Genomic DNA, 14,798 nt, shown 5'->3' with positions numbered 1-14,798 from the left:
TACACCGGGTCGGTCCGCGAGTCCCTGGCCCCGGGACTGCTGGAGACCGATCCGAGGCGGGCCTTCGGCAGGAGCTCAGACCCACGCCCCACGCCCCGCAGGAACTCCCCCTCCCGGCAGGAGTTCCGCCCCTCGCAGGAACTCCGATCAAGGGCACTGGTTCCCGTACCCTCGCGACACGGGTCGCGCACCGGCGCCATCTCCCGGTGCACGACCCTTCCCGAGCGTTCCAACTCCTCGGCCAGATCAGCGTTTTCGCAGGTCAGACTGATTGTCAGTGGTGGCCTCTACGGTTTTCCCATGACGCGATCATTGCAGGCCGTGGCCTATCGGCGACCCTCCGTGCTGGAGTCCGCGGTGGACGGGCAGCGCCTGGGTCTGGAGACCTCACGCGGTGCGACGCCCTCGGGCGTGCGGGACCATCCGCAGTTCTTCACGGGCTTCCTGACCTCACCGCAGATCGCTGCGGCGGGCCTCCTCGCGGTGGCGGACGTGGCGGCCGCGCGGTACCACCAACGGCAGCTGCGCGCCTCGCTCGACCCGGTGGTCACGGGTAACGGCGACCGGCTGCGCTTCGAGTCGTTCTCCGGCTGCGGCGGGGTGTACGCGCGCCTGGACGTCCTGGAGGCCGGCCTCGACGGTGGCACGGTGGGACACGGGACGACGAACGTCGACGTCAACAACCCTCTGCGGGAGGCCCTGTCGCGGGTCGGCGCGGCGGACCCGCTGCACCTTCGGGTCGGCCCGGAGGAGATGGCGGTGACCACGCTGGACGGTCCGGTCGTGGAGAAGAAGGTGCCGCTGCCCGATCGCTGGCTGCGAGGATTCGCCGAAGCCCAGGTCGTCGCCGCCGACTTCGATCTGCGGGCGGAGCTGCCGGCCGCCGACGCGGTGCGGTTCCTGCGGGCGCTGCCCCGGGGCGGCGGACGCGGCGCGTCGGCAGGCGCCCGCTGGGTGGTGCCCGCCGGTCGCGCGCTGCGGCCCAGCACGAGGCCCGTGCCCGGCGCGGTGTGCCTGCCCGGCCCGGAGCGCCTGATCGCGCTCCAGCGAGTGCTGCGGCACGCGACGTCCCTGCGGGTGTACGGCCCCGCGGTGGCCGGCGACTCCGCCGCCACGGCGGCGGCCTGGGAAGTCGTCCTCCCGGGCATGCGGCTCACGCTGACACTGTCTCCCGACGCCTCGCGCGGGTTCTCCGGCGAGGGCGGAGTCCTGGACGCGCTGGCCACCGACGAGGCCGCCCAGGACGCGGAGCTGATCGCGGTGCTGCTGGCGTGGGAGCCGCGCGTCGACGTCGGCGACCTCGCGACCGCTTCGGGGCTGACCGCCGAGCGCGTCCGGGCGGCCCTGGTCAGTCTCGGCACCTCGGGCCGTGTCGGGTACGACGTGGCGGAGACGGCTTACTTCCATCGCGAACTGCCCTATGACGCCGCACGCGTGGAGCGGCACAACCCGCGCCTGCGGTCCGCCCGCGCGCTGGTGGCCGCGGGCGCGGTCGCCCTGGACGGCGCGATCGCCACGGTGACGGCGGAGGACGGGCACATACACCGGGTGAGGGAGCAGACGGGGGTGCTCAGCTGCAGTTGCGTGTGGTGGGCGAAGTACCGGGGCGGGCGTGGTCCGTGCAAACACGCGCTGGCGGTGCGCATGGTGCGGCGCGGGGTCACCGCGGCGCAGGCGGGACAGCAGGAGCGGGTCGACGGGGGTGTGCGATGAGTTCGCTGGCGGAACTGGTGCGGGCGGGCCGTACGGCCGAGGCGGTGGCCCTGCTCGACGGGCTGACGGACGTCGAACGGCGCGCGTGCTTCCCCGAGTTGAAGGAGCTCCGCAAGGAGTTGCGGGCGGCTCCCTGGGAGTCGCCGGCGCAGCGCGCGTATCCGGCTCTGCACGCGGCCGGGGCCGCGTGCCAGACGGGCGCGGCAGGCGTGGCGAGCTGGATCGCCGCCGCCGACCTGCGCTGGACGCAGGTCTCGGCCGGCGTGCTGCTGCACGTGCTGGGCGACCGGGACGCCGACTGGCTGGCCGATGTGGCGCACCGGCTGGCGGAGCGTCCGGCCACCGCCTGGGTGCCGTTCGAGCTCATGGCGGGCCTGGTACGGCTCTCCGGGTGCCCGGTGCCGACGACCGACGCCTACGTCCGGGGCTGGGTCGATCACCTGCACGGCTCATGGCAGCGCGGGGGCACGCTCCTCGACCGGTTGCGGCAGGACCCGCATCTGCGGGAGCTCGCCGCCGCTCTGTTCGAGACGGAGGACATGGGCAACCGGCTGCGGTGGCCGAACGACGACGGCCCGGACAGCTGGATCGGCGCACTGGCGCAGTTGACGGTGGAGGGCGCCCTCGACCGACGGGCGACGGTCGACGCGTGCGTGGCACGACTGCTGCGGGGCGGCACGACCTCCGACCAGCGGGCGTTCCTTCGGCTCCTGAAGTGTCTCGCGCTCACCCGGGAGGAGGAGCGGGAGCACTCGACGGACTGGCTGGCGCTGGCCTCCGACGCCACGTCGACGGTGGCCTCGCACGCCCAGTCGGTTCTCGGGGCCCTGGCCCTGGACGGAGGGCTGACGGCGCGGCAGCTGGCGGAGATGTCCGAGGCGGTGCTGTTCCGCAGCGAGCGCAAGCTGGTGCGGGCACAGCTGGTGCTGCTGGGCAAGGCGCTGACGCGGGACGCCACCGCGGCCGGAGAGCTGCTGCCCGCCGTCGCGCAGGCTTTCGGGCACGAGGACGCGGACGTCCAGGAGCGGGCGTTGAAGCTGGCCGAACGGCACGTCGGGAAGCTGGACTCGGTGCCTGCGCGGGCGGAGCTCGCCAGGGCCGCGCAGCAGTTGATTCCCGGACTGCGCGCTCGCGCGGTCGGGACACTGGGAGCGGCGCCGGCCGGTCCCGAACCGTCGGGCCACGAGGAGCTGCTGCCCCCGGCCCCCAGGCCGGCACGCCTGGCCCCCGTCGCCGCGTCCGCCGTGGAGCTGGCCGAGGAGGTGGGCGCGGCCCTGGCCTCGGAGCCGGGCGTCACCGATTTCGAGCGGGCCCTGGACGGTCTGGTGCGCCACGCGTACCGGGACCGTGAGGCGCTGATGACGGCACTGGAACCGGTGGTCACCCGGCGCTGGTGGGACAGCGCCGACCGGTCCGCGTCGGGCGACGGCTTCGGCCACTCCTACGGCGCGGTCTCCGACGCCGGCGGCGGCCTCGACCTTCTGCTCGCCACGCTGCGCGGCGCGGTCCGCACCGCCATCCTGCACACGCGCCTCACGCGTGGCTCCCGCACCGGTGACTGTGTGCACAGCGCCCTTTTCAGGGCGTTCGAGTGCCGCCTGTGGGAGGTGGCGTACCGGCTGCGCACCGACCCGCTGCCCTTCCTTCTCTCGACCCCGACCTGGAGTACCGGCCTGCTGGAGCCGGACGAACTGGTGGAACGCCTCGACGCCTACGCGCGGCTCGGTGCCCGGGTCGCGGACGCCGATTTCGCGCAGGCCCTGCTGCGGGTGCGCCGCGGAGACCCGGAGGCGGCCGGGTCGGCGGCCCGGCGGGCGGCGGATCTCGGGACGGCGGAGGGGACACGGCTCGCCGCCTGGCTGACCTCCGGCGCACCCGAGACGCCCGTTGTGCGGCGGCGGGCATGGGGGCGGCGCGTCCTGCTGGAGCTGGGCGAAGTCCTTGAACTGCAGGAGGACTTCCCGGCGGCGTTCCGGTCGCTGGGCGGACCGCTCGACGGGTTCAAGCAGCACCGGTGGTGCTACCACTGGGAGGACGACATGCGGCAGCACTGGTCGGCGCTGCTCCCGGAGCGGCGGGAGCTGGTGGCGGCGCGGCTGCTGCAGGGGCTGTCCGACCTCGCCGTGGACGACTCGAGGGGCGCCGCCGCGGCGTTGCCGCCGCTGGCGGAGTCCGGCGGGGAGGCCGGCGAGGCCGTCCATCTGGGCGTCGCCTACGGGCTCGGGGCGCGGCATCCGGAGGACCGGCTGGCCGCGGTGGACGCACTGCTGGTGCTGGCCGCGCGCGGGCAGCTGGACGCGGGGCGGCTGGGATCGGACCTCGGGCAGCTCGTCCGATGCGGCGCGGTGAAGGCGCGACGACTGTCCGATTCGATGCGCACGGCGGCCGCGACCGGCGCCGACGCCACAACATGGAGCGTTCTGAGCCGGACGCTGCCCGACCTGCTCTCCGGTCTGTCGACAGGTGAGGCGCCGCCGGTCCGGGACCTCGGGGACCTGCTGGCGGTCGCGGCCGAGTGCGCCGAGCGGTCCGGCGCGCGCGGCGAGGTGCCCCATCTGGCCCAGGCGGCGGCCCGGCGTGGCTCCTCCCGTCTGGTGACACAGGCGCGTCGGCTGCGCAGTGCGCTGGGCGAGCGGGCGGCGGCATGACGTAGCCGGGTCGGTACCGGGAGGCGAGGGAACACATACGTCCTCGCAGGTCGTCACGACGCGAACGACTGGTTGCAGAAAAAACAATAAATAGGACAGATCCATGCTTTACCGATCAGTCACAGAGCGTTCGTGATCACGCAACACCGTTCCTCCACAGTGGGTGCATGAGTCGAGACATGTCTGATGTGACCCGTGCGAAACATGGGCGCCCCGTGCACCACTGGCGACGCGACCTTGTGGAACTCGCCGCGCTGTTCACCGCCGTCGCGGTGGCGGATGCCGTGGCCAACCTGATCGGCCACGGCCCCGACGGCCCGGCGCTGCTGGTGATCTCCGCGATCGCCCTGCTGGCCACGGCGGCGTTCCACACCTGGTGGTCACGCCACCACGGGCACGCGCCGCCGATCAGCGATACCGGCGCCCGGCCGCCCTCCTCGGAGCCGCAGGCCGGGCCCTCCGCGTCCACCGCCTCCGCGCACGGGCGGCCCGACGCCCCCGGCTCCGGCCAGGGCACGCTCTGGCGGATGCGGACGACGGTGAAGGACGAGCCGGGTTCCCTCGCCGCGCTCTGCACGGAACTGGCCGGGCACCGGGTCGACATCCTGAGCCTGCAGACGCATCCGCTGGGCGACGGCACGGTGGACGAGTTCCTGTTGCGGGCCCCGGCCGGGTTCGCGGCGGACGAGTTGACGCGGGCGGCGGCGCAGGCGGGCGGCACGTGCACATGGATCGAGCGGGCCGACGCCCACGATCTGGTGGACGCGCCGACCCGGGTCCTGGACCTGGCCACCCGAACCGCCCTGGACGCCGCCGAACTACCCCTGGCCCTGCGACAGTTGCTCGGCCGGTGCACGATCCGTTCGCTGCCCGCCTCCCCGGTGGGCGGCCGCGGGACGGACGGCGTACCGGTGGAGGGCGTCCTGGAGGACACCGTGCTGCGGCTGCGGGCACCGGAGGGTGGCGTGATCACCGTGGAACGGCCGTATCTGCCGTTCACGCCGACCGAGTTCGCGCGGGCACGCGCGCTGGTGGAACTGGACGCACGGCTCGGGCCGCGCGTCCCGCGCGGCGAGGACGTCCTGACGCTCCCGCAGGGCAACGCCATCACCGTGCGACGGGCCGACACCGGGGACGTCGAGGCCGCGAAGGCGATGCACGACCGGTGCTCGCCGCGCACCCTCTCGATGCGCTACCACGGGCCGGTCGCGGACGCGGACCGCTACCTCAACCACCTCCTGAGCCCGCGCTTCGGCCGGACCCTGGCCGTGCAGACCGCGTCGGGCCGGATCGTCGGGCTCGGACACCTGTTGTGGGACGGGGACGAGACGGAGGTCGCGCTGCTCGTCGAGGACGACTGGCAGCGCCGGGGCATCGGGACCGAACTGCTCGGCCGCCTCGTGGCGATGGCGGTCGAGGCCGGCTGCGAGAGCGTGTACGCCCTGACGCAGTCGTCCAACACCGGCATGGTCGCCGCGATGCGCGGACTGTCCCTGCCCCTCGACTACCAGATCGAGGAGCGCACCCTGGTGATCACGGCCCGGCTCAACGCGGCACCGGTCGGTTCGGGAGTACCGCACGACGCGGACCGGCGCGGCGAACGGTTCGCCCGGGAGTGAGACGACGGCCCGACCGACGGGCGTCCGGACGGCTCGGTGCCAGCGACTCCCGGAGGCGCTGACCGGCGCCTCGGGGACGGTGCCGGCGAAGGCCGCGCCGTCCCCGAGGCATGGGACCGGGCCGCTCAGGCGTGCCACACCCCCGCCGCCGCCCGGGTGGGTACCGGCTCCTCCCCCAGTGCCGCGTCCAGGTCCGCCCAGAGGTCCTCGACGTCCTCCAGCCCCACCGACATCCGGAGCAGCCGGTCGCTGACACCGGCGCCCCGGCGATCGTCCGCGTCCACGATGCGGTGACTGATGGAAGCCGGGTGCTGGATGAGGGTGTCGACGCTGCCGAGGCTGACGGCCGGGGTGATCAGACGGACGCCGGCGATGACCTGGTGCGGGTCGCCGTGCACCTCGAAGGCGACCATCGCGCCGCCGATGTCGGGGTAGTGGACGCGGGCGACGCGCGGGTCGACGGCGAGGCGGCGGACCAGTTCGGCGGCGTTCGCGGACGCCGCCGACACCCGCACCGGCAGGGTCGAGAGGCCGCGCAGCAGCAGATATCCGGCCAGCGGATGCAGCACACCGCCCGTGGCGAACCGCACCTGGCGCAGCCGCCCCGCGAACTCCTCGTCACAGGCGATGACACCTGCCAGTACGTCACCGTGCCCGCCGAGGTACTTGGTGGCGCTGTGCAGCACCAGCCGCGCGCCCTGTTCGACCGGGCGCTGGAGGACGGGGGTGGCGAAGGTGTTGTCGACGAGCAGCGGCACCGAGCCGCAGGCGTGCGCGGCGGCCCGTATGTCGACCTCCGCGAGGGTCGGGTTGGCCGGCGACTCGACCAGGACGAGCCCGGTGTCGTGGCGCAGCGCGTCCGCGAGGCCGGCCGGGTCGGTCCAGGTGACCTCAGAGCCGAGCAGTCCGGCGGTGAGGAGGTGGTCGCTGCAGCCGTACAGGGGCCGTACCGCGACGACATGGCGCAGACCGAGGGAGGCCCGTACCAGCAGGACCGCGCTCAGCGCGGCCATGCCGCTGGCGAAGGCGACGGCGGACTCGGTGCCCTCGAGCCGGGCGAGGGCTGTCTCGAAGCGGGCGACCGTCGGGTTGCCGAGCCGGGCGTAGACGGGCGGGCCGTCCGGTTCGGCGCCGGTGGTGGCGAAGGCGTCGATGCGGGCGGCCTCCGCCCGGCTGTCGTACGAGGGGTAGGTGGTGGACAGGTCGATGGGCGGGGCGTGCAGTCCCTGCCGGGCGAGATCGTCCCGCCCGGCGTGCACGGCCTCGGTGGCGAACCTCCTGGCCGGGCCCCCGGCGGCGGCCGTCCGTGTCACGTCCTCTGTGGCAGCGTTCCCGCTGTCCGGCACTCTCGTCTCCATGCCCGCAGGGTGAACACCGACCGGGCCACACAGGGAATGACCCGTGCTACGTTCGGCCGATGGCCGAATCTGTCGTACTGGATCCGGTGGACCTCGATCTGCTGCGGCTGTTGCAGAACGACGCCCGGACGACCTACCGCGATCTCGCCGCCCAGGTGGGCGTCGCGCCGTCGACGTGCCTGGACCGGGTGACCCGGCTCCGCCGCGCGGGCGTGATCCTCGGGCATCAGCTGCGCCTCGATCCGGCCAAGTTGGGACGCGGGTTGCAGGCTCTGCTGTCCGTGCAGGTCAGGCCGCACCGACGGGAGCTGGTGCGGCCGTTCGTGGAGCGGATCCGGGCGTTGCCCGAGTCGCTGACCGTCTTCCACCTGACCGGGCCCGACGACTACCTCGTGCATGTCGCCGTCGCGGACATGGCCGATCTACAGCGGCTGGTGCTGGACGAGTTCACGGCGCACCGGGAGGTGGCCCGCGTGGAGACACGGTTGATCTTCCAGCGGTGGGACTGCGGCCCGCTGCTGCCGCCTTCGCCCTCGGCACAATCGGGGTGACGCACCGTGGCCCCTCGTACGAGGATGGTCCACATGTCAGACACCAAGAGCCCGCTGCCCCGAGAGGTCGCCGACGCCTATGTCGACGAGCTCATCGCCCTCGACCCGGTCACCGGTACGTATCTCGGCGTGAAGGAGAGTTCGAGCCGCCTGCCCGACCTTTCGCCCGCGGGACAGGAGGCGCTCGCGGAGCTGGCGCGGGCGACCCTCGCGAGGCTCGACGAGGCGGAGCGCGCGCCCGGCGCGGACAGTGACATCGAGCGCCGCTGCGCACGCCTGCTGCGTGAGCGGCTCACCGCCGAACTCGCGGTGCACGACGCCGACGAGGGCCTTCGCTCGGTCGGCAACCTGGGCACCATCGTGCACCCGGTGCGCGAGGTGTTCACGGTGACGCCGGCGGAGACGGAGGAGGACTGGGCGGCGATCGCGGAGCGGCTGCGCGCGGTGCCGGCCGCTCTGGCGGGCTACCGCGAGTCCCTCGCCCTGGGGCTGGAACGCAAGCTGTACGCGGCCCCGCGCCCGACGGCCACCTTCATCGACCAGCTCGGCGAGTGGACGGACACCGACGGCGAGGGGCGCGGCTGGTTCGAGGACTTCGCCTCGGCCGGTCCCGAAGCGCTGCGCGGCGAGCTGGACGAAGCCGCCCGTGCGGCGACCGCGGCCGTGGTGGAGCTGCGGGACTGGATGCGAGAGGTGTACGCGCCGACCGTCGAGGGCACGCCGAACACGGTGGGCCGGGAGCGTTACGCCCGCTGGTCCCGGTACTTCAACGGCACCGACCTCGATCTGGACGAGGCGTACGCCTACGGCTGGTCGGAGTTCCACCGCATCCTCGGCGAGATGAGGCAGGAGGCCGAGAAGATCCTCCCGGGCGCGCGGACGCCCTGGGTGGCGCTCGCCCACCTCGACGAGCACGGCACGCACATCGAGGGTGTGGACGAGGTCCGGGAGTGGCTGCAGGGCCTGATGGACCAGGCGATCCGGGAACTGGACGGCACCCACTTCGAACTCGCCGAGCGGGTACGGAAGGTGGAGTCCCGCATCGCCCCGCCCGGCAGCGCCGCCGCGCCGTACTACACGCCGCCGTCGGAGGACTTCTCCCGCCCGGGCCGCACCTGGCTGCCGACGATGGGCCAGACCAGGTTCCCGGTCTACGACCTGGTGTCGACCTGGTACCACGAGGGTGTCCCCGGCCATCACCTCCAGCTCGCGCAGTGGACGCACGTCGCCGGCGACCTCTCCCGCTACCAGGCGACCATCGGCGGCGTCAGCGCCAACGCCGAGGGCTGGGCGCTGTACGCGGAACGCCTCATGGACGAGCTGGGCTTCCTCACCGACGCGGAACAGCGCCTCGGCTACCTCGACGCGCAGATGATGCGGGCCGCCCGCGTCATCGTCGACATCGGTATGCACCTGGAGCTGGAGATCCCGGCGGATTCGCCCTTCCACCCGGGTGAGCGCTGGACGCCCGAGCTGGCACAGGAGTTCTTCGGCGCGCACAGCAGCCGCCCGGCGGACTTCGTGGAGAGCGAGCTGACCCGCTACCTCACGATCCCGGGCCAGGCGATCGGCTACAAGCTGGGCGAACGCGCCTGGCTGCTCGGCCGGGAGAACGCCCGGGAGCGGCACGGTGACGCGTTCGACCTCAAGGCCTGGCACATGGCCGCCCTCTCCCAGGGCTCCCTGGGACTGGACGACCTGGTCGACGAGCTGTCCCGCCTCTGAGGCCACACCCTGGACGGTCAGGTCAACGCCGGAAGCCGCCTTCCGAGTCGATCACCTGGCCGGTGACCCAGTCCGCCTCGTCGGTGGCGAGCCATGCGATGAGGCGGGCCGGGTCGTCCGGCATGCCCCACCGCCCGGCGGGGAAGCGCGCGGCGACGGCCGCGTGGACCTCGCCGGTCAGATAGCCCGTGTCGACGGGACCTGGGTTGACGGTGTTCACCGTGACCGCCCGCTCGGCGAGCGTCGTCGCCAGGGAGCGCGTGATCGAGGCGAGGGCGCCCTTCTGGAGGGCGTAGGCGATCTCGTCGGGCATACCGCCCGCGATGTCCTGGCCGGAGGTCATCATCAGCACGCGCCCGCCCGGAGTGCGCGGGGGCAGGTCCTCCCGCAGTCGCGCGTATGCCTGGATCAGCAGCACGACCGACCGTGTGTCGACCGCCCAGTGCGCGTCGAGCATGCCGGCGTCGATGGCGTCGAGCGGCCCGTCGGATCCGCTGCGCGCGTGGTTGGCGACGAGGATGTCCAGCCGTCCGCCGAGCGCCGCGGCGGCGGTGGCGATCAGCTCGGCGGGCGCGGCCGGATCGGCGAGGTCACCGGGCCCGGCGACGACCCGCGCCCCGGGGTCGCCTACCGCCGCGCGCACCGAGTCGACGACGTCGTCGATCCGGTCTGCGCCCCAGGGCTGTTCGGCGTCGTGCGGCACATGGTGGTGGAGGTAGACGCTCGCGCCGTGGGCGACGAGCCGCCGGGCCACCGCATGACCGATGCCGCCGCGCCTGCTGGCCCCGGTGACCAGGGAGGTACGGCCGCGCAGCGGCAGGGGGTCTCGGCGCAGGTCTTCGGGGGAGGGGTGAGGCAGGGACGGCATGGTCGCCCATGATGGGCGACGGGCGGACAGGACGCACGCGCTTTTCCGCCCAGCCGTCCGAAGCCCTCCCGCGCGGCCGAGACCCCGCATCCGACGCCCCGACCCTCGCCACTCCCCCGGCGGCCTCTGAGCCGATGAGCGCGGTTCACCCCGCGCCCCGCTGCCGGAGCACCGACCCGGACCTCCCCTTGACCACCTCCAACTGCGCGTGCACGCGCCGCCGCAGATCGCCCACATGGCTCACGATGCCGACGCTGCGGTCCCGCTCGCGCAGTGAGTCGAGCACGTCCAGCACCTCGTCCAGCGTCTGGTCGTCGAGACTGCCGAAGCCCTCGTCGATGAAGAGGGTGTCCAGCCGCACGCCTCCCGCCTCGTCCGAGACGACGTCCGCGAGGCCGAGGGCGAGCGCGAGCGAGGCGAAGAAGGTCTCGCCGCCCGACAGCGTCGCCGTGTCGCGCTCCCGTCCCGTCCAGGCGTCGACGACGTGGAGCCCGAGGCCGCTGCGCCCGCGTCCGGACCGGTCGTCGGAGTGGACGAGGGTGTAGCGGCCGGACGACATCCGTTGCAGACGTGCGGTCGCGGCGGCCGCCACCTGCTCCAGGCGGGCCGCCAGCACATAGGACTCCAGGCGCATCCGGCGTTCGTTCTCGGCGGAGGTGCCGGCCGCGAGGGCGGCGATCCGTGCCACCCGGTCGTACACCTCGCGCAGGGGCCCGAGCCGTCGTACCCCGGCGGCGGCCCGCGCGGAGAGCAGGTCCAGTTCGGCGCAGCGGCGCTCCGCGGCGTCGCAGGCGGAGGCGGCGGCGCGCACCCGCCGGTCCGCCACCGCGGCGGTCTCCTCGGCCAGGCTGAGATCGGCGGGCGGCCGCTGGGCCGCGGACGCGGTGTCGGTCTCGGCGAGGACCGCGCGGACGGCGGCCTCCTCGGCCTGCCGGGCGTCGAGGCGGCGTTGCAGCTCGCGGTGGGTCGCGGCGTCCAGCAGGGCGTCGGCCGCGGCCTGCGGGGTGTCGAAACCGGCGCGGAAGGCGACGTCGGCGAGCCGGGCGTCGGCGTCCTTGAGGCGCTGGGCGGTGTCCTCGGCGTGCCGTGCCGCGTCGGCGGCCTCGGTGAGCCGCGCGGCACGTCGCTCCAGCTCGGCCGCGCGCGCGGCGACGCTGCCCGCCGAGCCCCGCGCCTTCACCAGCTCCCCTTCCAGGGCCGACCTTTCGCGGTCCGTGGCGTCGCGGCGGGCCAGCCGGGACGCGGTCCTCAGCTCGGCCTCGCGGCGGGCGGCGCTCCTGCGTGCGTGCTCCTGCTCGGCCCGGCGCAACTCCTCGCGCGCGGCGTGCAGACCGGAGGCCTCCCGCCGGGCCCGCTCGTGCAGCCGCGCCAGTTCCTCGGCCTCCTCGGCGAGCCTGCCGGTCGGCGTGTCCCCCGCCTCGGCGGTGGCGGCGGCCAGGGCCTCCCGTGCAACGCCCAGGCGCCGTTCGTTCTCCGCGTGCGTCTCCTCGGCCCGCTGGTAGGCGGCGAGTGCCCGCTCCTCCGTCTCGCGGTCGACGTGTCCGGCGACCTTCCGTGCCGGGGCGGGGTGTTCGGTGGCCCCGCAGACGGCGCATGCCTCGCCGTCGATCAGGCCCGCGGCAAGCTCGGCGGCGATTCCGCTCAGGCGCTGTTCCTTGAGGTCCAGCCAGTGCGCACGTGCCTGGAGGGCGCGTTCTCCCGAGGCCAGGGCGAGGTTGCGGGCCTCCTCCGTGTCCGCGGCCAGTTGGTCGCGCAGCCGCGCGGCGCCGAGCCTCTTCCCCAGCGGCTCACGGCGCACGGCGAGTTGCTCGGCCCGGGAGGCCGCCTCCTGAGCGGCCTCGACACGCTCCTGGTGGCCGGCCCGGGTCGTCTCCCACCCGGCGAGCCAGGTCTCGGCCTCCTGCAGCACGTCCTCGTCGGCGCGCTCCTGCCGGTCCAGGTCGGCGCGTTCGGCGCGGACCTCGCTCAGCCGCCGCTCGGCCCGGCGGGCGGAGTCCAGTCCGCCCAGTTCCTCGGCGGTCCGGCGCGCGGCGGCGGCGAGCCCTGCGGCGGCCTCGTCGGCGAAGCCCTCCGGCAGGGCGGCACATGCGCGTGCCTCCGCCTCGGCCGCCGCGCGGTGCTCGGTGCCGGTCGACTCCCGCAGCTCCAGCGCGGGTGCGACCACCTCCGCCTTGCGGCCCCGCTCCATGCGCCGCTGGTCGGTCCGGTGCGCCTCGTCCCGGTCCGCCAGCAGCCGGGCGCGTTCCCGGGCGTCCGCGAACCTCCGCTGCAGGCGGGCCACTTCACGTATGTCGTCCAGGGCGCGGCCGGCCGCGCCCTGGTCGGACTCGGCGGCGGTGAGGCGGCACCGGGCGGCCGTCAGCTGTTCCCTGGCGGTGCTCCGGGCGACGGCCGCGGCGGTCAGCACGGCCTCCGCCAGGCCGGGATCGCCGGGTGCCAGCTCGGGCAGCTCCATGGCGCCGTCCGCCGCCTGCTGCATGCGGTGGGCGTCGGCCAGCAGCTCCGCGTCGCCGTCGCGCACGTCCGCCTCGGTCGCCCGCCGGCGCTCGGCGAGCCGCTTCTCGACCTCGGCGAAGCGGTGGGTGTCGAAGAGACGGCCCAGCAGCCGGCCGCGGGCCTCGGCGTCGGCGCGCAGGAACCGCGCGAAGTCGCCCTGCGGAAGCAGGACCACCTGGCAGAACTGCTCCCGGCTCATCCCGAGCAGTTGGGTGATCTCCTCGCCGATCTCCTGGTGGGAGCGGCTGAGGTCCTTCCAGGCGCCGGCGTCGTGCTCGCGCAGCCACGCCTGGGCCTTGTCGAGGGTGGTGCCGGTACCGCGCTTCTTGGGGCGCTCCCAGGGCGGCTGCCGGGTGATCTCCAACCGGCGTCCGGCGACGGTCAGTTCGAGCGTCACAGAGGTGCGGGTGGCGGCCGCCGCGTGGTCGCTGCGCAGGGTGGCGCCCTGACCGCTGTGCCGGGCACCCGGCACAGCGCCGTACAGGGCGTAGCAGACGGCGTCCAGGACGGAGGTCTTGCCCGCGCCGGTGGGTCCGTGCAGCAGGAAGAGGCCCGCCGCGGACAGTTCGTCGAAGTCCACGCTCTGGACGCCGCCGAAGGGCCCGAAGGCGGTGATGTCGAGGCGGTGCAGCCTCACGGGGCCACCTCCCGCAGGGTCAGGTCGGCGCGTACGGCGTCGAACGCGTCGCGCAGCACGCCCTGCTCGTGGCCGTCGGGTCCGGCACCGCGCACGTGCGCCACGAAGTCCTCGGCGATCTGCTGGTCGCTGCGGTCCGCGAGACGTCCGGCGTAGGACGTCACGGGCTCCTCGGGGGACCGGTCGGGGGCGAAGACGAGGCTGAGGGTGTGGGGGAAGCGCTCGGTGAGGCGCGCCATGGGGTCGGCCGGCCGGACGGGGTCGGTGAGGGTCGCCTCGACCCAGGACCGCTGGTGCCGGGCGAGCGCCGGGTCGGCGAGCAGTTCCTCCAGCCGGCCGCTGATCCGGGCCAGCGGCCGCGGCACGGGGCAGTCGACGCGCTCGGCGGTGACCGCGCCCCGCGCGTCGAGGTCGACGAGCCACATGCTCTTGCGGTGCCCTGCCTCGGAGAAGGAGTACGCCAGCGGGGAACCGGAGTACCGCACGCGTGGGGTGATGGTCTGGCAGCCGTGCAGATGCCCCAGCGCCACATAGTCCACGCCGTCGAACACACCGGAGGGCACGGCCGCCACGCCGCCGACGGTGATGTCCCGCTCGCTGTCGCTGGCCTCGCCGCCGGTGACGAAGGCGTGCGCGAGGACGACCGACCGCGTGCCGCGCGCGCGTGCGTCGAGATCGGCGCGGACCCGCTCCATCGCGGCGGCGAGCACCGCCTCGTGGCCGGCCTTCTCCACTCCGAACTCGTCCTTCACCAGGGCGGGTTCGAGATACGGCAGGCCGTAGAAGGCCACGTCGCCGAACGCGTCCCGCAGCAGCACCGGTGTGCCGGAGGCGGCCGGGTCGGTGCGCAGATGGATGCCCGCGCGCCCGATGAGCCCGGCGCCGACGCCGAGACGGCGCGCCGAGTCGTGGTTCCCGGAGATCATCACCGTCGGCACCCCGAGGTCGGCGAGCCGGTGCAGGGCGTCGTCGAACAGCTCCACCGCGGCCAGCGGCGGCACGGCCCGGTCGTACACGTCTCCCGACACGACCACCGCGTCGACGGCGTGCTCGCGCACGGTCGTGACGAGGTGGCCGATGAACTCGGCCTGGGCACCGAGCATGCCCACCCGGTGGAAGGCCCGCCCGAGATGCCAGTCGGAAGTGTGCAGCAGTCTCATGATCCCCGAGACTAACGGCCGGG

The 14,798-nt window shown here is 74.2% G+C and carries 9 protein-coding genes; 5 read left to right on the top strand and 4 right to left on the bottom strand.

The genetic code is table 11. The annotated features are described in order from the left end of the window. Positions 1-300 precede the first annotated feature (300 nt). From ACWCPM_RS10335 to ACWCPM_RS10325, 3 genes are all read left to right on the top strand, one after another. Positions 301-1,713 carry an SWIM zinc finger family protein gene (locus ACWCPM_RS10335; protein WP_450975824.1) on the top strand — a complete coding sequence of 471 codons (1,413 nt, stop codon included), beginning with the start codon at positions 301-303 and terminating at the stop codon, positions 1,711-1,713. Then, positions 1,710-4,361, top strand: a complete 2,652-nt coding sequence (locus ACWCPM_RS10330) for a DUF7824 domain-containing protein (RefSeq protein WP_450975708.1) — start codon at positions 1,710-1,712, stop codon at positions 4,359-4,361. Before ACWCPM_RS10335 ends, ACWCPM_RS10330 begins: the two co-directional genes overlap by 4 nt. A gap of 179 nt (positions 4,362-4,540) precedes the next feature. Next, the gene (locus tag ACWCPM_RS10325; RefSeq protein ID WP_450975707.1) at positions 4,541-5,980 is read left to right on the top strand and encodes a GNAT family N-acetyltransferase; all 1,440 of its coding nucleotides are present in this window, start codon (positions 4,541-4,543) and stop codon (positions 5,978-5,980) included. 125 nt (positions 5,981-6,105) lie between these two features. Here ACWCPM_RS10325 and ACWCPM_RS10320 read toward each other — a convergent pair whose 3' ends face one another. Next, on the bottom strand, positions 6,106-7,338 hold the full coding sequence (locus ACWCPM_RS10320; protein ID WP_450975706.1) for a trans-sulfuration enzyme family protein: 1,233 nt from the start codon (positions 7,336-7,338) through the stop codon (positions 6,106-6,108). Between the two features lie 59 nt (positions 7,339-7,397). On the opposite strand from ACWCPM_RS10320, the gene ACWCPM_RS10315 reads away from it, so the two are divergent. Together ACWCPM_RS10315 and ACWCPM_RS10310 are read left to right on the top strand one after the other, a co-directional pair. Continuing rightward, complete coding sequence (locus ACWCPM_RS10315; protein ID WP_365444835.1) at positions 7,398-7,889, top strand: Lrp/AsnC family transcriptional regulator; 492 nt, start codon at positions 7,398-7,400, stop codon at positions 7,887-7,889. A 33-nt stretch (positions 7,890-7,922) separates the two neighbouring features. Next, complete coding sequence (locus ACWCPM_RS10310) at positions 7,923-9,614, top strand: DUF885 domain-containing protein (RefSeq protein ID WP_450975705.1); 1,692 nt, start codon at positions 7,923-7,925, stop codon at positions 9,612-9,614. Positions 9,615-9,636: 22 nt separating this feature from the next. Here ACWCPM_RS10310 and ACWCPM_RS10305 read toward each other — a convergent pair whose 3' ends face one another. The 3 genes from ACWCPM_RS10305 to ACWCPM_RS10295 form a co-directional block, all read right to left on the bottom strand. Further along, the gene (locus tag ACWCPM_RS10305; RefSeq protein ID WP_450975704.1) at positions 9,637-10,482 is read right to left on the bottom strand and encodes an SDR family oxidoreductase; all 846 of its coding nucleotides are present in this window, start codon (positions 10,480-10,482) and stop codon (positions 9,637-9,639) included. Between the two features lie 145 nt (positions 10,483-10,627). After that, the gene (locus ACWCPM_RS10300) at positions 10,628-13,615 is read right to left on the bottom strand and encodes an AAA family ATPase (protein ID WP_450975703.1); all 2,988 of its coding nucleotides are present in this window, start codon (positions 13,613-13,615) and stop codon (positions 10,628-10,630) included. After that, the gene (locus tag ACWCPM_RS10295; RefSeq protein ID WP_450975702.1) at positions 13,612-14,775 is read right to left on the bottom strand and encodes an exonuclease SbcCD subunit D; all 1,164 of its coding nucleotides are present in this window, start codon (positions 14,773-14,775) and stop codon (positions 13,612-13,614) included. The genes ACWCPM_RS10300 and ACWCPM_RS10295 overlap by 4 nt, the downstream gene beginning before the upstream one ends. Between the last annotated feature and the right edge of the window lie 23 nt (positions 14,776-14,798).

It is taken from the genome of Streptomyces sp. NPDC002309 (assembly GCF_053593375.1).
This window is presented reverse-complemented; position numbering and strand designations above follow the sequence as displayed.